The sequence below is a fragment of the Bacillus sp. LLTC93 genome (assembly GCF_002993125.1).
Lineage (GTDB): Bacteria > Bacillota > Bacilli > Bacillales > Bacillaceae > Bacillus > Bacillus zhangzhouensis.
On sequence record NZ_PVME01000002.1, the window covers coordinates 523,206 to 544,885 of the forward strand.

The following is a 21,680-nucleotide window of genomic DNA, read 5'->3' on the forward strand; positions in this document are numbered from 1 at the left end:
TCAAATTTTAAACCATGGCTTCTTCTTTTTTCAACTCAGAAGAAAGATTCCCAAAATTTATATAGGTGAAGCTTTCATGACGATTTTGAAGAACATTTTTTGTATCAAAAATCAATTTATTGTTCATACCATCTAATCTTTCAAAATCAAATTCTTTAAACTCTTGATGGTCTGTTAGAACCAAAATTAAATCAGATTGATTAACTGCATCTTCTAAGTTATTGATGACAAACTCCTGATCCACATGCGGATCATATGCATCGATTTCATATTTATTCTGATTTTTTAACAAATGATAGATTTCCATTGCTGGGCTTTCTCGAATATCGTCTACATTACCTTTGTACGTAAGTCCGAAAATAGTGATCTTATTTCCTTCTACTTTTTGCATGAGTTTCTCAACATTTTCGACAACATAATACGGCATAGATGTATTGATAGAGCGTGATAAGTTAATCATTTTCGCTGTTTCAGGAGCCTTTGCTACAATGAAATACGGATCTACAGCTAAACAATGTCCGCCAACACCAGGCCCAGGTGTATGTAGGTTAACACGTGGATGCTTATTGGCCATTTCAATGACATCTAGCGCATTAATGTCTAGGTCATTACATACTTTTGTGAGTTCATTTGCCAGTGCTATGTTAACATCTCTAAATGTATTTTCCATTAGTTTAGACATTTCAGCTGTTTTAGCATTTGTTTTAATAATTTCACCTTGAACAAAGGTCTGGTATACTTTTGCTCCAGCCTCTGTACATGCTTCTGTAATACCGCCAACAATTCGGTTATTAAAGATTAGTTCATGAAGAATTTGACCTGGCAAAACTCTTTCTGGACAATGTACTAGATATATATCTTCGCCTATAACGTAACCCTTTTCTTCAAATAATGGTTTAATAACATCATCCATACTTCTTGGACCAATAGTAGATTCGATAATAACAACATTCCCTTTTTTCAGGAATGGAATTACTTTCTCAACTGCGCTCTCTACGTAAGTTAAATCACATGATTTATACATGTCATCACGGTTAGGTGTAGGGACAGCAATGATAAAGACATCTGCTTCCTCCGGTGTTAATGAAGCTTTAAATTTTTCAAGTTTAATGACTTCAGTCAAAGCTTCTTGGAGTCCAGGCTCTTCTATATGAATAGTACCATTATTTAAAGAATCTATCACACTTGGTTTCACATCTACTCCTACGACCTCAACGCCATGTTTCGCAAACATAATTGAAGTTGGCAGACCAATATACCCCAAACCTACTGTACAAAGTTTCATTATTTTTACTCTCCTTATGATTGAATTTGTCCATAAACTTCTAGAAGTGATTTTTTTTCTTGTTCCCAATTGTATTTAAGCCTTGCTTTATGACAATTCTCACTATACTGATTTCGCAAATCAGTATTTAAAACTATCTTGTTTACACCTGTTGCAATTGAGTTTGGATCGTGAGAATCAACTACCACTCCAATATTTTCACCAGCAACAACTTTCTTAATTTCTGGGAAATCACATGCTATGACTGGTACACCCGCCATAATATATTCAAATAGTTTATTTGAAGAGGCTGAATAATGGTTGAAACACACGTTGTTCAGTACTTGAAAACCTAAGTAAGCACTTTTTGTATACTTAGGGAGATCTTCCAAAGGTACTTTTGGTAAGAATTTGACTTTATCAGTGAGCTTCATATCTTCAGTCAATTGCATGAGGCTTTCTTTAATTCGGCCATCCCCAATAAAGACAAGGATACCTTCTTTAAAATCAGGTGCTGCCTTAACCAAATTTTCCAAACCTCTTCCAGTTTGAATTCCACCTTGATACAACAGAATTTTTTCATTTTTAGGAATGTTTAAAATTTCATGCAAATTAATTTTCTTTATATCTTTTTTTTGATCGAACGGATAATTATGCACTACTTTAGGGTAAAAACCATAGAGATCTTCATTGTATTTTGCTCTCGTGTGATTTTCGACTATCATTTGATCAACAAACTTCAATAGAAAAGATTCCATTTTTCCGTACAGTTTGCTATCATATCCAGTCCTGCTTGTTTGAACTTCATGTGAATCATAGATCAGCTTTTTTCTGTTGAAAAGTTTAAACTTTGCACAAATAACACCCTGTGGTAAAGTATTTAAATCATTAGAATGAAAGACATCGTAATTTTTTTGCCATCCTTTTAAGATCATTCTTAAGAAAATACTTGCTCGAATAATTAATGTTCTTACTTTTTTAATTAGTAATACTGAGAAAAGGATGGTCAAAGGGATCGTTATTAACGGTAAGTAAAAAACACCCGCGACCCAAACTAACATAAGAAGAAGTAAAAGATATTTTTTCTCTTTTAACAATTTCATCATGGATTGAAATAGAATTAACCATTGTGGGTACCTTTTCACCCTGTGGACACGGAATCGTTCATTTATTTCTTCATATGTCTTTAATTCAGCCATTGATGGATCGTGTATACAGATTAGGTCTACATCACATCCGTCTTCTGACAGGGCAGTACACTCTCTCAAAACCCTAGCATCGTTGGTAAAGTGATTCCATACAAACATACATATATTTTTTTTCATGCTTCATTAACCTTTTTTATAGTATTTTTGATTACATCATCTAAAATTATAATATTATTATCCCATAAAAAATTCTTCTCAATAAAATTCTCACAATTTGTTTTCATTTCTTGAACCAACTCCGGATGATGATATAGACGTAAAATAAGAGAAACCATTTCATCGCTCGTTTTTGTTTTAGCTACTAAACCTACGTTTTCTTGCTCAATCAATTTTTTTGAATACCCAGAAAGTGAAGCCACTACAGGTAACTGACAGCTCAAATAATCTACAATACGTCCTGGCAGAACCGTTTCAAAAATGATTGAATGATTCAATGTTGCTATTCCAATATCACAATTTGCCATTATTTTAAGACACTCTTTTCTCGATACTGGCATAATAAATTCAACTTGATTCAATTCTCTTTCTAGTATCTCTCTCTCTAATTCTTTTTTATTTACACCATATCCTAGAATTATAAATTTTATATTATAATCTTTTAATCTAATCACAATATCTCGAAAGACGTTTACATCTTGAGCCAAACCCAAATTCCCTGCCAATACCACCTTAAACTCTTTGGACATTTTGGCTATACTTTTTGGCAGCTCTTCACGTCTTGCAGAGTTAGGTATAAAAGTCAATTTATCCTCTTGATCTTGTAAGTGTTTTTGGAAACCTTGACTGTTGATGATAATATGATCAGACTTGGAGTAAACATATTTTTCTGCAAGTTTAAAAAATCCAATGATCATTGGATTCTTAAATATACCCACTCCTTTTAATGAGTCTGGCCACAAGTCTCTTATATCCAATATCATTTTTGTTTTGTATCTAAATTTAGCAATTATTCCAGCAAAGGCAACAAATATGGGCGGAGTTGTAACATAAATTAGATCATATTTATTTTTATCCTTAAAAATAAATATGATCATTCTAAACATTATCTCTAAATAATAGAACAGCCTATTTAAAAAATTAAATGCATAATTCTTATTCTTTACTTTTACTCTTATAAATCTTTCATCCTGGTTATTTAATTCCTCTTCATCCCAAAGGTCATGATGGTCATAAAAATTCTTCTCTGGATAAGTTGGATCAGTTGTTAAAACTTTGACATCGTAACCTTTTCTGTGCAGCATCAAAAATATATTCTTGAGTCTATTACCAGCGCTACCTATTTCAGGGTAGAAATTTTGAGTAATTAATAAAATTCTTTTTGACAATCAAATCCCCTGCACTTTCAATTGACAATCAATATTGGCAAACACAACATATTTAAACAATTTTTTAACTATAACAACAATTATAGGTTTATGATGCGTTAAAAACAACATATTTTTGATTCTAAAGCCTTTAAATCTTTTATATTTCAACATAATTCGATAAAAAAAGCTCTATTTAACTATGAAAAATAGATATTTTCAGGCTTAAAGTTCTAAAACTAAAGTAACAAAAAGGCATAAAACAGATAAACATACAACGATCGTATGTTAACTGATTTATGCCCTTCATCTTTTAATATTAATATTTCAGAACGGTCTCTACGACCCGTTTTGAAGACTCTCCGCTCTCTAAATAGCAGAATTTTTCATAAAACGGTGCAAATGAAGCTGGTAATGCAAAGGTTGGTTGTTCTGTTTCTCTTACCCAGTCAATGACACTTGCTGTCTCTTTCACAAGCGGTCCAGGTGCTTCTTGTTCAAAGTCGAAGTAGAAGCCTCTCAGCTTATCACGATATGTTTCGATGTCTGGCACATAGAACAGCATCGGACGTTTGAGGTTTGCATAATCAAAGAACACGGATGAGTAATCTGTGATGAGCAGATCAGAAATCATATAAAGGTCTCTGATGTCTTCATAATGAGAGAAGTCATAGGCAAAGCCTTCATATGGCCCTAAATCAAAGTTTTCAGCTACTAAATAGTGCATACGAAGAATGATGATATATTCGTCTCCGATAGATGCTCTTAGCTCATACAGATCAAGGTCTAAATCAAATTTGTACTGCCCTTTTTTATAAAATTGATCGTCTCTCCATGTCGGTGCGTATAAGATCAATTTTTTATCAAGCGGCAAATTCATTTTTTGTTTGAGTGCCCTCATCGTTTCTTCATTGTTTTGATTGTGAAGGAAGTCGTTTCTCGGATATCCTGACTCAATCATGGTCTTTTCAAATTGGAACGCACGTGTAAAGATTTCAGTCGAGTATGCATTAGGAGAAATGAGATAATCCCAATTCGATGCTTCTTTCGTGAAATTCTTTTTGTATTTCTTCGTGTTTGTTCCAGGCATATGCACTTCGTCCATGTCCATCGCCAATCGTTTTAATGGCGTACCGTGCCAAGTTTGCAAGTATGTTGTATGGTCTGGTTTTGGGACCCAAAGCGGCAAACGACTGTTCACGACCCAATACTCGGCTCTAGCCATCGCAAAAATCCATTTGAATGACAGACGATTGATATGGTAGATGTCCTTTTCCTTAAACGGTGCTTCATGCCCTTTTTTGACGCTCCAGATCAATGTATATTCAGGGTGATTTTCTTTCATATACTCATAAATAGCACGCGGATTACAACTGAATTGTTTTCCATTAAAGCTTTCAAAAATAACGGTTTTCTTTTTCACGGACAGCTTACTCGCTAGCTTAAAGGTCGTTTGGAAGGTCCTTGTCACAAGACGATTGCGGACTTTTTTGATTTTGCCGATTTGCTTTTTAAATTTCTTCCACTTGCTTTTGACATAGTACTTCGCACGTGTTTTCATTGTGTAATCATTAATTCGGATACCAAGCGTTTGTCTCTTTTTCTTTCGATACACTTCATATCGAATAGGTACATCGTTTCTTTTATGAATTTGAACAAGACCTTTGAGTTTGTTTGAGCGATCTCCAAGTACTAAAGAAGCAGTTGTTAATGTTTCCTCTACTCCGTTCACATCACAAACAAATTCAAGGTAGAAGCGATATACAAAGCGTTTGTTTAAGGAATAGGTTAATTCCTGCAAAGGAACTTCTGCTGAAAATTCATACAGCTGTGGTGCTTGATGATCATCACGGTACTTGGCCACTTCATCTTTTATATGAGCCATGTTTACCGGAAAGTGATGCTCAATTGGTTCTTCACCATTTTTCTTCAACAGAAGCTTTACTTCCTTGATCTGATAAGGATGCTCCGCACTTAGAACACCTGCATACCCAGATAAAGATAACGTACACTCTTTGTTGAGCTCGATGTGATGAAATTTCACAACCTTTAGCTCACGCTTGATTTTGAAAGATGCATTCCCTTTGTCTGTGCGATACGGAATGACATATAGCATCGCGTCTTTATTTTCTAAGAAAGTCAGCTCTGGCTTCTCTATCTCCATTTTTAAACGACGTTTATAGTATGACGTTTTCTCTTCTACCTCAGAATTATCCGCTTCTTTTACTTCGTCTTCCTCTTCTTCCGAATCAGAGTCATAGGATGAGTCCTCAAGCTCGTCTTCATCCTCTTCTTTGTTTGCGCTCAGATAGTCCGTGACATACAGGTTATATGTCTGGCCCTGCTCTAGCGCAAGCGGTAACGCTGCTTCACTCAATACCAATTTAAAAAGATTCTCTTCTTGATGAACAAGCGGAAGGAAAAGTTCTTGTTTTGATACCCTTTCCCTCATAAACAAATAAAATTCTCTATCTGTTAACGGCATGTCATCGTCGATGCGAATGAACATTTCTAGTTTCTCATGATGATTTTTTAACCCTTCAACGACACTCTTCTTTTGAATACCCTCTTCAATCATTAATCGTTAATCTCCTCTGTTCAGAAATCTTACCGTTGTGTTGTATCGTTATTTCACTTTCCAAGAATAGTTTCCTTGTTTCGTTTGATACGACCATCCATCGATCGACGATGGTTTATTGGTGAGTAGCTCGCCCTCTACCTCTAGACGCTGCAAAACTTCTTGAAGTTCTTCTGTTTTAAAGCGAATGTAAAAATCAACATATTTCGTTTGGTTGAGGTCAATGTTTTTCTTTGTTTGAAAATGACCAATTGGGAAGCTGACTTGATTGTTTTCATCGATTGTTTGAGAGATGATTTCAGCTCCATTGGCTCGATCATATCCTGCGAAATCTATTTGCACATGATCCGCACGGCTCATTTCGTCTTTCATCTCAAGCTGAAGATGAAGAACATGATGTTCAGAGCTTAGATCACGCAGGACCCATTTCGTACGGTCCATGACCCTTCTCAGTTCATCTTTACGCTCACGATTTTCGAGCATATGGTGAAGAGCTCTATTCCAAACAGACATTTCGTCAGAGGGCACAAGATAAAAATAGGCTTGTTCTCCCAATACCTTCTCGACATCTTCTTTATGCTTAGTATCCCCAAAGAAGACGGCATCCACTTGCTGTTTCCTTATTTGTTTAAATAATTCTCCATATTGTGAATAGAGTTGATGTGGATCTTCTTCATAATGGGCATCATGCACAAATGCAGCATAATAAGTTGTTTCAGGTTGATCTATTTTAAACAGGTGGCGATCCTGATCTCGGTCCTCTGTGATCATCAGCTTCAAACGGTTATTTTGTGATTGAACGCTGGATAGCCATTGTTGTTTTATATCTGTTTTCTTTGTGAATGTTTGAATTCCTGTTTTTTTATACCAATTGATATGGCGAACTGGATTCTTTTTTGCATCACCAGAATAAATGATCTCCATAAAGATGCTACCATCATCCTTGATCAATTCCTCCAAGTAAAGAGCACCTGTATGAGGAACAAAGCTTTGTACTCTGCGCAAAGCTCCATCCCAATTGTATTCTTCCCTCTTCACTAATTGCTGCTCTTCATTATATTGATCAATATAACAAATGGGGGAAGAAGGCAGTTCATATCTGGTCACCTGAATGGTCACTTCGTCTGCTGGGATGACTGCTTCATTGATCGAATACGATATTTCACCTGTAATAAACTCCGAGTAGCGTCTTTTACTCCCGCTCTCCGGTAGAATATAGTGTTCAAATACATTCATGATGTCAATTTGAGGGTGAAGGGTCTCCTCCATGCTGTGAATCCGTTCTTTCACATTTGCATCGTAATTCAAAGTTAATATCGTAGCACGTTTATGTTTCTCAGCCAATGGCTTTACTCTTGCTTTTAACGAATTCGTTAAGCTCTCGTCCTGTTTTGGCACATCACCCATAATAAAGTAGTAGTCCATATCAGGCATTTCAGCTGATGTCATTGTTTCATGTTGTTCAGGTTGATCCAATGTGTGTTCAACTTTTTTCTTCATCCAATTTTGAAACAAAGGAAGCTCTCCTTAAAAATAATGATGACTTTCTATTGTATTTTACATGAAAAAGCACTTCTCACCAAAAGATAAGAAGTACTTTTTTTCGATCTATTAAAGTCCTGCAATTTCTTCCTTAATTTGTGTTGTAGAGATGCCTTCTGTTCTCTTCAAGTATACGACTTCGCAATGCTCTTTCAAGAAATCGAATTTACCTTCCCAGTCATCTCCCATGACAAACACATCGATGTCGTGCTCTTGCACGTCTCGGACTTTTTGATCCCAGCTGTTTTCTGGAATGACTTCATCTACATAACGAATCGTTTCTAAAATCAGCTTTCTATGCTCGTAGCTGTGATAAGCCTTTTTTGATTTTTGTAAATTAAACTCATCTGTAGAGATGGCCACTACTAAGTAATCTCCAAGCTGCTTGGCACGCTCCAGCAGCTTAATGTGACCCCAGTGTAATAAATCAAATGTACCGTAAGTAATAACTTTCTTCATTGCAAACATAAACTCCTTTCTTCATCCTTATTCGACTGCCTTCAATGCAGTAATGTTTATCCGTAATCCTATTATCATCGATCATTTTTTTCGTTCTTCGGAACCTTATTATATCACAATGCCTATGAAAGGTTAAGAAAATGTAAAGACAAACTATTTCCATTTTAGTGGGTAAAATCGTGAAAGTGCGAAAACTCACTGTTTCATGCTTTTTAGAACTTATGAAAATATCAAAATGTCATGAAATTTAAAGGATTGTAAAGTTATTGTTAATATTTCATGGAGCAACTGTGATAAAATGATGAGTAGGCGAAGAATGAATTTACAATGAACGTTCATAAATAACAAGATGAAAAAGGAGGTCTAAACAATGCAAACAGAAGTGGTCTCTAACCTTTCTTATGTAAACGGCGACTTAAATGAATTTATCAGCTATATCAACCAGCATCATATTTCTCAGAAAAGAGGCGCCATGATTGCGACTGTGAATCCAGAGATTGGCTATGCCGTCATGAAGGATGATGCGTACCATCAAGTAGTCTCTTCTGCAGATTATGTATTGCCAGATGGTGTGGGCGTCGTGTTGATGTCACGCATGACACAAAGTCCGCTGAAATCAAGAATTGCAGGCTTTGATGTCTTCATGTCTATGCTTGACCTAGCAAACAAACAGTCTAAAAGTGTCTTTTTATATGGTGCAAAAAAAGAAGTGCTTGAGGCTGTCAAACAGCGAATTGATACGGAATATCCAAATGTGGTCATTGCAGGAAGCTGTGACGGCTATCAAGCTGATAAGCGTTTCGTGGCGAAACAAATTGCACGCTCGAAAGCAGATATGGTGTTCGTTGCTTTAGGTTATCCAAACCAGGAGAACTTTATTTATGAATACCGCCATTTATTCCCGCAGGCTGTTTGCATCGGTTTAGGCGGAAGCTTCGATGTATTTAGCGGAACAGTGAAGCGTGCACCTCGCTGGATGATCAAGACCAATACGGAATGGCTGTACAGACTGATTGTCAATCCGTGGAGATGGAAACGAATGCTGAATATTCCAAAGTACGCCTTTGCTGTATTGAAAGAAAACAAAGGGAAAAAACGTTACTATCCTGAGCAAGTAAAGGATCAGACGAAGCAGCTATGAGAGACTGATCAATGATGACTATACACTCAATAATTATTTCATGCTATGCAGCTTTCGTTTCTTTTATTGGATGGCTGATGAGCGGCGTGAAACCTCGTGAAAACCAGGTGACGCTGCTTGTTTCATTCAAGGAGAATGCGGCTGCTCTTATTGATACTTATCAACAACAAGCGAATATGACGATGAAGCTGACAGTCCTCTATACGAAACATGCTTCCAATATAGAAAAGGACGAGCCTCATTTGTCATTTCGCTATTTTCATGAAAAAAATCCATTCCATCTCATTCAATGTATTTATACAATGCTGAAAAGCAAGGTCGTTGTGACGGATAATTACTTTCTCATGACAAGTGTGCTAAGAAACAGGCCCACGACAACCTGTATTCAAGTATGGCATGCCAATGGCGCTTTGAAAAAGTTTGGCCTTGAAGACGCGTCAAATTTGGAACGGAGTGCACGTGATATTGAACGCTTCAAGCGGGTCTATGCGTCTTTCGATTTTATCGTCACGGGTTCAGATCACATGCGTGAGATTTTCAAGTCATCGTTTGGGATCAATGACGAACGTTTTTTACCAACAGGTGTGCCACTCACGGATGTATACTATGATCAGCGCCCGCCTTCCTTGAAGCCGGATGATTTCCCTAAAGGAAAAAAAATACTGCTTTATGCACCGACCTATCGAGATTATGCAATGGACGGTCTTGTCCTGCCCTTTTCAAAGGAGCAATTGCAGACAGAGCTGAATGGCGACTATATCCTGCTCGTCAAACTTCATCCTGCGGTTAAACATTTAGCGAAGGCAGAAACAGATGGTGAATGGATATTTGATGTATCCGATCAGCCGCTCTATCCTTTGCTCTGTGCTTGCGATGTGCTGATTACGGATTATTCGTCGATTGTGTTTGAATATGCACTGCTTGAAAAACCTGTTTTATTCTTCACTTATGATCTAGAGACTTATCGAAAGAAACGGGGCTTAGTCGATCGTTATGAAGACATCATTCCCGGAAAGGCTTGCGTCACTCAAGACATGCTCTTGAAGGAGCTTTTGCATCTAAACGAAGCAGCCAATCAAGATACATTAAAAGCCTTTGCTCTGGAATGGAACCAATACTCAAAGGGACAATCAAGCGAACAGCTTTTATCATTTATTGAAAAACAGCTCTTACGCAAAAAACGTCCGGCTTCTCATTAGGAAGCACGGACGTTTTTTTATTTGTTATAAACCGGGATATCATAATACAGCGTATAGTTATCAAGTAAGTTATACAAACTATACATACGAGTGACTTGCTTATAAGCCCATCCAATATCCGTAGCATATTGATGAGTCGCTGCACTAGACCAGCGCATTTTATAAATGGTGTCTTGTTTGTATGTTGCGTTATTGATATAGCTGTTGCCAATGAATTTTGCCCCGCCAATAATGGCTGCCTCCGGCGTGAACCATTGCTGTTCATACGCATACTTTGCACCGAGGTAATTCGGATTACTGTCATATGCGCCAATGCCATACATGTTATATACAATCCTATCATTAAACTTCGTACCGTTCGCTAGAATCGAACTTCCGTTACCTGTTTCAAGCAGTGCATGAGAAATCAGATAGATTTCGTTGATATGATACGTTTTCGCAGCTGTAATAAAGGCTTGTCCTTTTCCGGCAAGAATTCCTTTGCCTGCTAAAATCTTCGAATTGACTTCAGTTGGATTTAGATTCGCAGCTTCAGAGAGTTTGAGAAATTGAAAATATGATTGAGTGCCCTCAGCAATATTGGCTGGGTCTACATATTTTTGCACCTCTGCTGAACTCGCATTTCTCCAGCCAAGGCTAATCTTGATCCAATTGCCTTCTTTCCCGAGCTGTTTCACTTTTGTTCCTTTGTTGAGCTGTGCCACGATGTTGCTTGCAGAGCTTGAATCAGGTGTAGAACGAACATTTAACCCGTCCGTATTCACTGTTGACGTAGCTGGGTCCACATATGTCGCATAGACATAGGCCGCACCATCTGTCTGTGGTGACACCTTCATTTGTTTGTTCACCATCTCATTAACAGTCAGGTTATAATTCGTTTGCATGACCATTGGGCCATTTTTGATTTTAGTGGCTGTGGCTGTCCAGCCATATTGGCTTTTCACAAAAGCAATGGCCGCATTCGTATCTGGTAATCCTGTAAATTGCTGCGTAATGATGATTTTGTAGGCTGGTTTCGTTGTTGTTGTATAAACAGCTTTTTCATTCCGCTTTTTGAAAAACGCCATGCCTTGGTCTCTCAAAGCAGCAGTCGCAATGACTCCTGTTTTCATTTGATATTGACCATAATCGGTTGTACCCGTTTTTTGGGCAGCTGCCTTCATTTTTTGTTTCGTCAAATAGCTAAGTGCTTGATTCAGTTTTGTCTGATTCACAGTCGCCTCTGTCGTGATACGGTATTGCTTGACAGCTTCTGTCAGCGTTTTTGTACTGCTGGCTACCCCGTTTTTCTTGATGATTTCTTGCGCCTGCTTGACTTTACTTTGATCATATACAGGTGTTGTCTTGAGACTATACGCTCGGCTGACGGCTTGTCCCTTACCTGTCGTGATGCTGCTTGTGATTTTTTGCGCCTTTAAGTATGCGGCACCTTTGTTTACTTTTGCTTGGTCAGTTGCTTGATTGACGACGAGTCGATACGTGCTATCAGATGCCTTGCCTGTTTTTTTCGTTGTCGCAGATACCTTTTTCTTTTGGAAGAAGGTCGTCGCTTTTTTCGCTTGATCATCTCCTAAAAGGTTCCCAGTCACTACTTGATATGGCTGTATAGAAGAGATTTTTTTGGATGTATAGCGCCATTTCTTTTTCTTGAAAAAAGCAACCGTTTTTGCGTAAGCTGTATCGTTCAATTGATTGAGCTTCACGATATAATTTTTTGTTTTCCCTACTCGCTGCACAGTACCTGCAGCACCGGTTTGTTTCTTAATTTGAGCCGCAGCTGAGGCTGCTTGTTTATTGTCTTTGAAATAGCCTGATTCCATGCTATAGACATTTTTAGCGGCTCCTGCCTTCTGAATCTTCCCGCTGATTTTTGCTTCTTTTTGCAGCTGGGTCAGAAGTGTTTGGGCTTTAGATTGGTTCGTTTGTGCAGCTGATGTGACGATGTAATACGGCTTCCCTGCTACCATCGTTTGGAGCACTGCTTTTAAGCCAGATTCCTTTTGAAAACCTTGCAGAATGATATTCGCCTTACTTTGTCCAACAATACCGCCTGAGATCAGCTGATACACGGTGCCAGCTTTGTTTTCGGTTTGGTATGTACTGGTGACTCCGGCCTGTTTTTGTAGTTCTGTTTGAATGGTTTTGACTTTCGTTTCAGAATCAATGGTTCCTGATATGACCTGATAAGAAGGTCTGCTTTGATTGATGACTTCATAGGAGCTCTTTAGCCCTGATGTTTTTGCTAACTCTAGCGAGAATTTTTTCGCCTGACTTTCATCGTTGATCGGGTCAGATACGACCTTTTGTAAAGGAAGGCGGTCACCAACTGGAGACACAGTGCCATTTATGCCCACCTCTTTTTTTAACGCCGCAGCACTTGCATTCGCTGCATCTTGTGAGTCATATCCTGAGGCAGTGAGCTGATAGGTCGCCGTATTCCCTGAGGTTTGATAACTTGCTGTCCACTTTTTATCTTTTTTCAGTGTTTCTACTGCTTTTTTCACTTCTGATTCTGTCGTAAATACTTTTGAGGTGCTAATCGTATAAATGGATTGATCGACATAGGAGGCTGCTTGCGCTTCTTTGCCCGTGTGTAATGTCATACAAAAGGCAGCTGCGAGTAACATAATCTTGATGGTTTTTTTCACGTTCCCTGTCCCTCTCTTAACTTTGCATAATAGTCTACTAATCTCTTTATCGACAAAAACAAGTCTTCTTTCAAGTCATTTATGCAATAGAAAAATAGAGGACCCTCTTGAAGTCCTCTTTTCCTTTATATATGTGACACAATCAGTTCACAAGATCCTTCAATCGAGAAGCTCCCTGTTTCAGCTGGCAGGATAAAATGGGCTCCTTTTGGCAGTGGATATGTGTTCCCGTCATGCTCTAAAGACCCTTCTCCATTAATGACACTGCACAGTAAAAATGAATAATCTTGCGAAAGCTCTACTTTTTGATCAATTTCCCATTTATACACAGAGAAATATTCTGCTTCTACAAATGTTCTAATGGTCACTCCTCGACGTGTTTCGACTGATTCATCTGCATAACCGTCTACATGAGGAACCGTTGTGACATCAATGGCTTGCGCAAAATGAAGTTCACGTTCATTGCCATCTTGGTCTTTTCGTTCATAATCATATACCCGATAGGTTGTATCTGAGCTTTGCTGCGTTTCGAGGACAAGCGTTCCTTCGCATAGCGCATGAATGGTACCACTTGGCACATAATAAAAATCACCAGGCTTAATCTTCACTCGCCGCAAAAGACCTTCCCAATCTCCGCTGTTCATCATGGTCACAAGCTCAGTTCTTGTTCTTGCATTGTGCCCATAGATCATTTCTGCTCCTTCTTTGCAGTCAATGATATACCAGCACTCTGTTTTTCCAAGCTCTCCATTTTCATGTCTTTCAGCATAATCATCATCTGGATGAACTTGAACGGACAAGTCTTGGTTTGCATCTAAAATTTTTGTTAACAGCGGGAAGCGATCGCCTTCTATTCCCCCGAACAATTCTCTGTGATTGTCCCATAGTTCGATCAACGTTTTCCCTTTATATGGACCGTCTTGCACGACACTTGGTCCGTTTGGATGAGCAGATATTGCCCAGCATTCTCCCGTTTGATCAGAAGGAATATCATAGCCAAATTGATCCCTTAAGGCTGTACCTCCCCATATTCTCTCCTTCAATTCAGGCAGTAAAAAAATTGGTGACTGCTTCATTCAGGATGACTCCTCCCTTTCCTACCCTTTGATAATCCTTGCCAAGCATTGAAAACTAGCAAGTCTCAACTTTTATTATGACGCTATCTAAAGAGAAGTCAATCCTTTCAACACCCCTAATGAAAACGATAACATGAAATTTTTTTTATCCTTTGACAGAGCCTGCGAGAAGCCCTTTCACAAAGTATTTTCCGAGCAGAATATAGACCAAAAGTGTCGGCAGTGCAGCCAATATAGCTCCTGCCATTTGGACGTTCCATTGCACAATTTGACTGCCTGATAGATTTTGCAAGGCGACCATCACCGGCTGATGCTCCGCAGTGGTCATCGTGACCGCAAATAAAAACTCATTCCACACATTCGTGAACTGCCAAATGGCGACCACGACAAACCCTGTGATCGAAAGCGGAAGAATCATATGTCTGAAAATCCCGATAAACCCTGCGCCATCCATTTTGGCCGATTCAATCATTTCATCAGGGATGCCCACATAGAAATTGCGGAACATGAGTGTTGTGATCGGAAGACCATATACGACATGGACAAGCACTAGACCTGGAATCGAATTATACAATCCGACTTCACGTAAAAATTGAATGAGTGGAATGAGAATGCTTTGATATGGAATAAACATACCAAACAGCATCAACGTAAAAACCACTTCTGATCCTTTAAAACGCCATTTGGATAGGACATAGCCATTCATCGCACCTAATACGGCTGACAATAAGGTAGCAGGAATGACAAGATAAAGTGAATTCATCAAATTGGGCGATAGCTTTTCAAAAGCGATTTGATAGCTAGAGAAATCAAGCGTTGATGGCAGCGACCACATTTGCTCAAGGGTGACTTCCCCTAAAGGCTTCAAGCTTGTGACGAGCATGACATAGACAGGCATTAGAAAAAAGAGGCTGCACAGAATCAATAAAGCATACAGAACTGGACGAACAAACCATCTGGCTGTCATGATGAAGCCTCCTTCCGGCTCGACAAGAGATATGGCACGATAAACACCGCAACAGAGATCAGCATGACGATCGCAATGGCGGCTCCGCCTGCATAATGGTTTCCTCTAAAGGTCATTTCAAACATGTAAACGCCCGGAACATCCGTAACAAAGTTCGCCCCTGGTCCTGTCATTGAGTAAATCAAATCGAAAATCTTTAAAGAAATATGAGCCATGATAATAATGACACTTGCAGTAATCGGTTTTAAAAGCGGAAAAATGATTTTTCGGTAGATTTGCCACTCAGTTGCTCCATCCATTCTAGCAGCCTCTCTCACTTCCTCTGGAATTCCTCTAAGACCTGCCAAATACATCGCAAGTGAGAACCCTGTCATTTGCCATACAGCTGCAATAACAACTGCAATCATTGCCGCGGGTACACCAAATTCAATTTTCCCCCAGACAAATCCAGCTAAAATATTCGTATCCGTGTACCACTTGGGCTGGATGCCTAGCGTTTTCAAAAATAAATTCACCCCAGTTGACGGATTTAAAATCCATTGCCACACGACACCTGTCACAACGAAGGAAAGGGCCATCGGAAAGAAGAATAAATTCCTAAAAAGAGATTCACCCTTGATCTTCTGGTCTAGTAAAATCGCAAGTGTGAGCCCAGAGGCAATGACGGCTCCAATAAAGAATAAAGTAAAAAAGACCGTGTTTCGTAGATCTGACTGAAAACGGAAATCTTGAAACAGCATGACATAATTGCGAAGTCCTGCGAAAGAGAAATCTGGAACAAGCGAGGTCCAGTTTGATAATGAAACATATCCTGTCCAGCCAATAAAGCCGTAAACAAAGATGAATAATAAAACAGCTGACGGGGCTAAAAATAGCAGCGCAAGCAGCTGATCTCCATTCCATTTTTTCCGAACACGTTTCACTTTCGGCGCTGACGCTTTTGCGATCGGCGATGTGTCTATGCGCATGAAGCTACACTCCTTTTTAAAAAAGAGGCGGTGCCTGGTCGCCGCCTCCTTCGTCTTTATTTCATTGAATCTTTTAAAGATGAAACAAACTGGCTACTGTCTTTTTGTGTCACAAAAATATTGACGGCTTGGTTTGCTTTCGTCACAAAACCTTCTTCAGCAGCTGAGCCGTGGGCGAGAGACGGCGCCAGTTTGGACTCTTTAAATGCCTTCATCGCCGATTTTCCGTATTCATCATATTTTGATACATCCGCATCCACACGTGCAGGAATCGATCCCTTCAACGGATTAAACGCATCCTGTCCTTCCACAGATCCTAAGACAGATAAGAATTTCTTCACGTTTTCTGGCTGTTTGACACCCTTTGGCAGTCCGAACGTATCAGTGATCACCATAAAACTTCCCTCCGTACCAGGGGTCGCCACGTATCCGAAATCTTTATTTACCTTCAAGTCCAGATCATTCACAAAGTATCCCTTCGCCCAGTCGCCCATGACATTCATCGCCGCTTCCCCTTTTGCCACGAGCTGCGAGGCATCTTGCCAGTTACGTGAGCTATGATCATCATTGACGTATTCGAGCATGCGTCCAAAGATGTCTGCCGCTTCTTTCACTTTTGAGTCATCCATTTTCAAGTCGCCCGCCCAAAGTTTTTGATAATCATCTGCGCCTAATACACCGAGTAGAACACTCTCAAACAAGTGAGTCGCTGCCCAAGGCTCTTTATCCCCAAGCGCAAGTGGTGTAATCCCTTTTTTCTTTAAAGCATCTGCTGTTTTGAAAAATTCATCAAATGTCGTTGGCGGCTCTAAACCTTGGTCTTCAAATACTTTTTTGTTATACCAAAGCACATTGCCTCGGTGAATATTCACTGGAACCGAATAGATCTTCCCATCCTTGCTCACCAGGTCAATCAGTGATTCTGGGAATTTGTCCTTCCAGCCTTCTTTTTCATAAAGATCATCCAGCGGCTCCATTTTGCCTGCCGCGACCCAGCTCTCGTTCAGCTCTGCCCCGCCATGTACTTGGAAGGTAGCTGGCGGATCATTTCCTTGCATCCGGCTAGTCAGAACAGCCTTAGCATTCGTACCAGCACCTCCTGCGACGGCTGCATTTTCAATTGGAATGTCTTTATTTTTCTCTTCAAACAATTGAATGAGTGCTTTCAGTCCGTCTTCCTCACCTGCTCCTGTCCACCAAGAGAAAATTTCAAGCTTCTCCGCTCCGCCCTCTTTTTTTGCATCTGAGTTCGTCGATGAACTGCAAGCCGTGACGAGAAGCATGCAGAGTGCCAACAAAGTAAAGCCTAATTTGAACTTCATGATTGATCCCCCATCCCTATTTTGTAAGCGTTATCAAAATAAGTATAATGGTAGATCCTTGCTTTTTTTCAGGCAAACTTCTTCACTTTTTTATGAAATTCTTCATTTTTTTACGGCTGGTTTTCGATATTCCTTCGGTGAACAACCGACCATTTTCTTAAATACACGGCTGACGTAATTGGGGTCTGTATATCCTGCCTGATAAGTAATTTCTTTTAAACTAAGCGAGCTGTCTTTGAGAAGCTTCTTGATTTTATCTAGCCGACAGGTCGTCACATATTCTTTAAACGTCAGACCCGTCTCATCTTTAAAGCGCTTTGTGAAATAGGTTGGGCTTAAGTCAACATAGGCAGCAGTTTGCTCAAGCGTGATATGCTCGCAGAAATGCGTTTTGATGTAACGTTTTGCCCGCTCGATGTCATTCACGGTTTGGGTTCTCGCTTCATACACGTCAAATAGATGCTCACAGCACTGGCGGCATTCTGCTGCTGTGCTGATGGTCAGAATGGAGAGGTCTGCACGGAGTCGTGATTTTAATAGAATCAGCAGTTCTTTTACATGTGAAAGTGCCGCTCCCTCTAATTCAAAAGCATCAAATAAGGCAAGCGCATCCTCTCTTCTTCCTTCTTCCAGTGCCAGCATCATGTCGTCGGCAAGCTCGGGCAGGTTGATCAACAGATTGGACTGCACTTCTGTATTGTAAAAACCATAACGAACAACGCCGCCATCCTTTTTTCGCTGATAATAGGAAAGCTTTGCTTCTGCTACACTTTTCTGAAGCTGAAGTGGGTTTGAGACTGGGTGCCCTATGCCAACGACAGGTGAAGACTGTCTACTTGTCATAGCAGTTCGAATGGCTTGCAGTACATCTGCCTTTAGCTGACCTGGTCCTTGGTGGCTATAAATGAAGCATGTTAACAGCTCACCGCCCATCTGAATAGGCACTGCTTGAAAAAGAGCGGACTGCTGTAAATCATTCAACAGCTGATCCCCGCCTGCCCGCTGAACAGCGATGACGAGACAGGCTTCACATTCTTGGAACCATTGTTGAAACTCAGTAAAGGTATAAGATTGACCGTTGATCACATGGGCTTCCAGCCACTTTGACTGCTGATTGACCGTCGCTGCCTGCCGCTGAGATGCCTCCTGCTGAATTTCTGCCGCAACAGTTCGAATGGCTGCAATGGTTTCGTCTTTATCAGCTGGTTTGACGAGATATTGTTTAACCCCTTCCTGCATCGCTTGCTTAGCATAATCGAACGTATCATAGGCTGTCAGCATAATAAATTTTGTATGCGGGCTGCTTGCTTTGATCTGTTTGATGGCTGTCAGTCCATCCATGCCAGGCATCTGAATATCCATGAGCACCAGATCAATCGGCTCCGACCGCGCAAATTCAACCGCCTTCTTTCCATTTCCAGCTTCCCCTGTGATATGACATTCTGGGAGCCATTCGGTCAGGAACTTCCGCATCGCCATTCGTTCTATTTTTTCATCATCTACAATCAGCACATTTAGCATGCTGGTCCCTCCTTTATCGGAATCGCCAATTGAATAGTGGTGCCTTCGTTTGGCTTTGAATCAATTTGAAGAGCATCTTGCACCCCGTAAAACAAACGCAGTCTTGACACGACATTTCGAAGACCAATTCCTGTAGAATGGCCTCTACTCAATGTGTTCGGATCATCCTCTTCTTTTTCCGATAGCAACCTGCTTTTTTCTCTTTCATTGATTCCCGTCCCATTGTCCCGAATCCGAATCATCACAAAACCATTGTCTTGATAGATGGAGAGCTCAACAAGCCCGCCTTCCTCCTTTGGTTCTACTCCATGAATAAAGGCATTTTCGACAAGCGGCTGTAATGTGAGACTTGGAATGTGAACAGATAGACACGACTCATCTATGGTTGTTTTACATGTAATACGATCGGCAAATCTCGTTTCTTGGATATGAAAATATTCTTTGACCACTTTCACTTCTTGTTCCAATGTAACGGACGTACTGAGAGCAGACAGTGAATAACGCATCAGCGTGGAAACCGATTGAATCAATCTCGATGTGGCATCTGCTGATTCTAAGTAAGCCATGCGTGATACGATGTTTAATGTGTTAAATAGAAAGTGTGGATTCATTTGATTTTGCAGCGTTTTCAGCTTCATGTCTTTGATTTTTTGATCTAAGGCAGCCTTTTGTTTCATCTCTTCAATCATCATTTTCATCTCTTGCCGCATTCGTTGAAAGGCTTCATTTAACACAGATATTTCGTCCTTTGATGTGACATGCAAATTCGCTCCATCAAAATTTCCTTCTGATACTTCTTTGGCACTCCGAGACAGGTGGACAATTGGTCTTGATATCCCGCCAGCAATGATATATGCCATCCATAAGGCGACCCCAATCGATAACGTAACCAGGCACAGGGTAAAAAGCGCATAAGTTTGATGTCTTTTTTGAAGTGATTGATAGAGCACCTGATATTCAGATAATTCATCGTCTAGCAGGGTCATCGTTTGCTCTTGTATATAAGAGGAAACTGTTCTCACTTCCTTCACACTGGCAGCATATTCTTTGATTTTCCCTTCTTTTACGTGTGCCATGGTCGCATCACTTTCATTTATGAGCGTCCGCATCATATATTGATATTTTTCAATAGAGGGTATCGCCGCATGAAGCCCGGCATCTTTTAGCAGCGCCTGATCATAGGATTTCATTTTCTGTTTTGATTCAAGATATTCTTTGGCAAACTGCCGATCTTTCTCAATGGCATAGGCATTGACCTTTTCATACATCGTTTTTGCCTCTGTCGATATATCATTCAGCAGGAGAAAAGAACGAAAGCTCCTGCTATATTCTGAGGTTAATTTCGAGCTGCTCCAATAGACAAAAAAAGCAGCCACGTTACCAAGGAGCACAAGGATTAAAAATGCCAATAACAATTTACTTCGAATCCTTCTCATGGCTGAACCCCCTGTGGTCTTTCTGTTTGATGAAGAGGCAAATCCCCGCGTCGAATCACACTCGTTCCTGTGTACTGCAGTGGTTCTTCCTTTTTACCTTTCTGCAAACGAACAAGTGATTCAACCGCTTGGTAGCCCATTTCATACGGGTGCTGTACGACCACCGCATCGATTTTTTCATCATCAAGCGCCTGAATCGTATCAGGCAATGTATCAAATGCGAGTACATAAAAATCAGTGGATGCTCGATATTGCTCTGTTGCTTGAATGATGCCAACACCATCTAATGCGCTTGTTCCATAAAATGCGGTCAGCTCTGAATGATTGTTTAATAGTTTATACGCTGCACCGGAAGCCCCTGACTTCGTAATGGCTGATTCTTCTATTCCAGCAATATGAATGCGTTTTTCAGCAGAAACGGCATCTCGAAATCCCTTGACGCGTAGCTTCTGGTGGATGGCATCAAGCCGACCCGTGACAATTCCTACATATTGTTCGCCTTTTGTATCTGCGATGAGCGCCTGCCCGGCGATAAAGCCTGAATAATAATTATCCGTTCCTACATACACTTGGCGCTTGCTCCCCTCTGCATCCGTATCGACTGTGACGACATCAATGCCTTTTTCTCTTGCTTTTTGAAAGAGCGGTTTGTATTTCTTCGCGTCAAGTCCCTGCGTCATAATACCATCTACATGCCCAGCGATCGCCATATCAATGGTTTTAAGATGATCATCCAAATCAGCCTGCTTTGGGCCCAGGTATTCGAGATACACACGATGAACGGCCGCTGCATCAGCAGCTCCCTTTTGCACCAGTTGCCAATATTCGTTATCAAGTTCCTCCGGTACAAGGACAAAGTGATATTGATAGGTTGACACCACTTTTTCGGAAGCGCTTTCAATTTTAAATAAATCTTGACCTAATAAACATAAAAAAATGGCAGATAGCACACAAAATGTGAGAAATGCGCCTATTCCCATCCACTTAGACAATTTCACTCACATCCCCCTCCTTTCATTGTTGCCGCATAAAAAAAAGAGCTGCTTA

General features: G+C 40.1%; 16 protein-coding genes. 2 read left to right on the forward strand and 14 right to left on the reverse strand.

All coding sequences use genetic code 11. The features are described from left to right. Window positions 1-7: 7 nt before the first annotated feature. The 6 genes from C6W18_RS07895 to tagD all read right to left on the reverse strand — a co-directional run bounded on the left by C6W18_RS07895 (window position 8) and on the right by tagD (window position 8,355). Window positions 8-1,285, reverse strand: a complete 1,278-nt coding sequence (locus tag C6W18_RS07895) for a nucleotide sugar dehydrogenase (RefSeq protein ID WP_105927094.1) — start codon at window positions 1,283-1,285, stop codon at window positions 8-10. Window positions 1,286-1,299: 14 nt separating this feature from the next. Next, window positions 1,300-2,589 (reverse strand): glycosyltransferase, encoded by a 1,290-nt coding sequence (locus C6W18_RS07900; RefSeq protein ID WP_105927097.1) that lies wholly within the window; start codon window positions 2,587-2,589, stop codon window positions 1,300-1,302. Further along, complete coding sequence (locus tag C6W18_RS07905) at window positions 2,586-3,797, reverse strand: glycosyltransferase family 4 protein (RefSeq protein WP_105927099.1); 1,212 nt, start codon at window positions 3,795-3,797, stop codon at window positions 2,586-2,588. Before C6W18_RS07905 ends, C6W18_RS07900 begins: the two co-directional genes overlap by 4 nt. A 298-nt stretch (window positions 3,798-4,095) precedes the next feature. Further along, on the reverse strand, window positions 4,096-6,354 hold the full coding sequence (locus tag C6W18_RS07910; protein WP_105927101.1) for a CDP-glycerol glycerophosphotransferase family protein: 2,259 nt from the start codon (window positions 6,352-6,354) through the stop codon (window positions 4,096-4,098). A gap of 48 nt (window positions 6,355-6,402) precedes the next feature. Continuing rightward, window positions 6,403-7,869 carry an alpha-glucosyltransferase N-terminal domain-containing protein gene (locus C6W18_RS07915; protein ID WP_105927103.1) on the reverse strand — a complete coding sequence of 489 codons (1,467 nt, stop codon included), beginning with the start codon at window positions 7,867-7,869 and terminating at the stop codon, window positions 6,403-6,405. 96 nt (window positions 7,870-7,965) lie between these two features. Continuing rightward, entirely contained in the window at window positions 7,966-8,355 is a 390-nt protein-coding gene (gene tagD, locus C6W18_RS07920; protein WP_008343212.1) for a glycerol-3-phosphate cytidylyltransferase, read from the reverse strand. A 370-nt stretch (window positions 8,356-8,725) separates the two neighbouring features. On the opposite strand from tagD, the gene C6W18_RS07925 reads away from it, so the two are divergent. Together C6W18_RS07925 and C6W18_RS07930 are read left to right on the forward strand one after the other, a co-directional pair. After that, window positions 8,726-9,496 (forward strand): WecB/TagA/CpsF family glycosyltransferase, encoded by a 771-nt coding sequence (locus tag C6W18_RS07925; protein ID WP_034318523.1) that lies wholly within the window; start codon window positions 8,726-8,728, stop codon window positions 9,494-9,496. An 11-nt stretch (window positions 9,497-9,507) separates the two neighbouring features. Next, window positions 9,508-10,695 (forward strand): CDP-glycerol glycerophosphotransferase family protein, encoded by a 1,188-nt coding sequence (locus tag C6W18_RS07930; protein ID WP_105927105.1) that lies wholly within the window; start codon window positions 9,508-9,510, stop codon window positions 10,693-10,695. Between the two features lie 17 nt (window positions 10,696-10,712). Here the strand turns inward: C6W18_RS07930 and C6W18_RS07935 are convergent, their stop codons facing one another. The 8 genes from C6W18_RS07935 to C6W18_RS07970 form a co-directional block, all read right to left on the reverse strand. Next, entirely contained in the window at window positions 10,713-13,343 is a 2,631-nt protein-coding gene (locus C6W18_RS07935) for an N-acetylglucosaminidase (protein WP_105927107.1), read from the reverse strand. A gap of 125 nt (window positions 13,344-13,468) precedes the next feature. Beyond that, a complete protein-coding gene (gene manA, locus C6W18_RS07940) occupies window positions 13,469-14,419 on the reverse strand; it encodes a mannose-6-phosphate isomerase, class I (protein WP_105927109.1) in 951 nt (316 codons plus the stop codon). Window positions 14,420-14,564: 145 nt separating this feature from the next. Beyond that, window positions 14,565-15,386 (reverse strand): carbohydrate ABC transporter permease, encoded by an 822-nt coding sequence (locus tag C6W18_RS07945; RefSeq protein WP_105927111.1) that lies wholly within the window; start codon window positions 15,384-15,386, stop codon window positions 14,565-14,567. Continuing rightward, entirely contained in the window at window positions 15,383-16,354 is a 972-nt protein-coding gene (locus C6W18_RS07950; protein WP_105927113.1) for a carbohydrate ABC transporter permease, read from the reverse strand. The genes C6W18_RS07945 and C6W18_RS07950 overlap by 4 nt, the downstream gene beginning before the upstream one ends. A 56-nt stretch (window positions 16,355-16,410) precedes the next feature. After that, window positions 16,411-17,676, reverse strand: a complete 1,266-nt coding sequence (locus C6W18_RS07955) for an ABC transporter substrate-binding protein (RefSeq protein ID WP_034318511.1) — start codon at window positions 17,674-17,676, stop codon at window positions 16,411-16,413. Window positions 17,677-17,778: 102 nt separating this feature from the next. Beyond that, entirely contained in the window at window positions 17,779-19,197 is a 1,419-nt protein-coding gene (locus C6W18_RS07960) for a response regulator (RefSeq protein WP_105927115.1), read from the reverse strand. Continuing rightward, on the reverse strand, window positions 19,191-20,633 hold the full coding sequence (locus tag C6W18_RS07965) for a sensor histidine kinase (RefSeq protein WP_105927117.1): 1,443 nt from the start codon (window positions 20,631-20,633) through the stop codon (window positions 19,191-19,193). Before C6W18_RS07965 ends, C6W18_RS07960 begins: the two co-directional genes overlap by 7 nt. Further along, window positions 20,630-21,631, reverse strand: coding sequence for a sugar-binding protein (locus C6W18_RS07970; protein WP_034318502.1), 1,002 nt, complete (start codon window positions 21,629-21,631; stop codon window positions 20,630-20,632). Before C6W18_RS07970 ends, C6W18_RS07965 begins: the two co-directional genes overlap by 4 nt. Window positions 21,632-21,680: the final 49 nt, after the last annotated feature.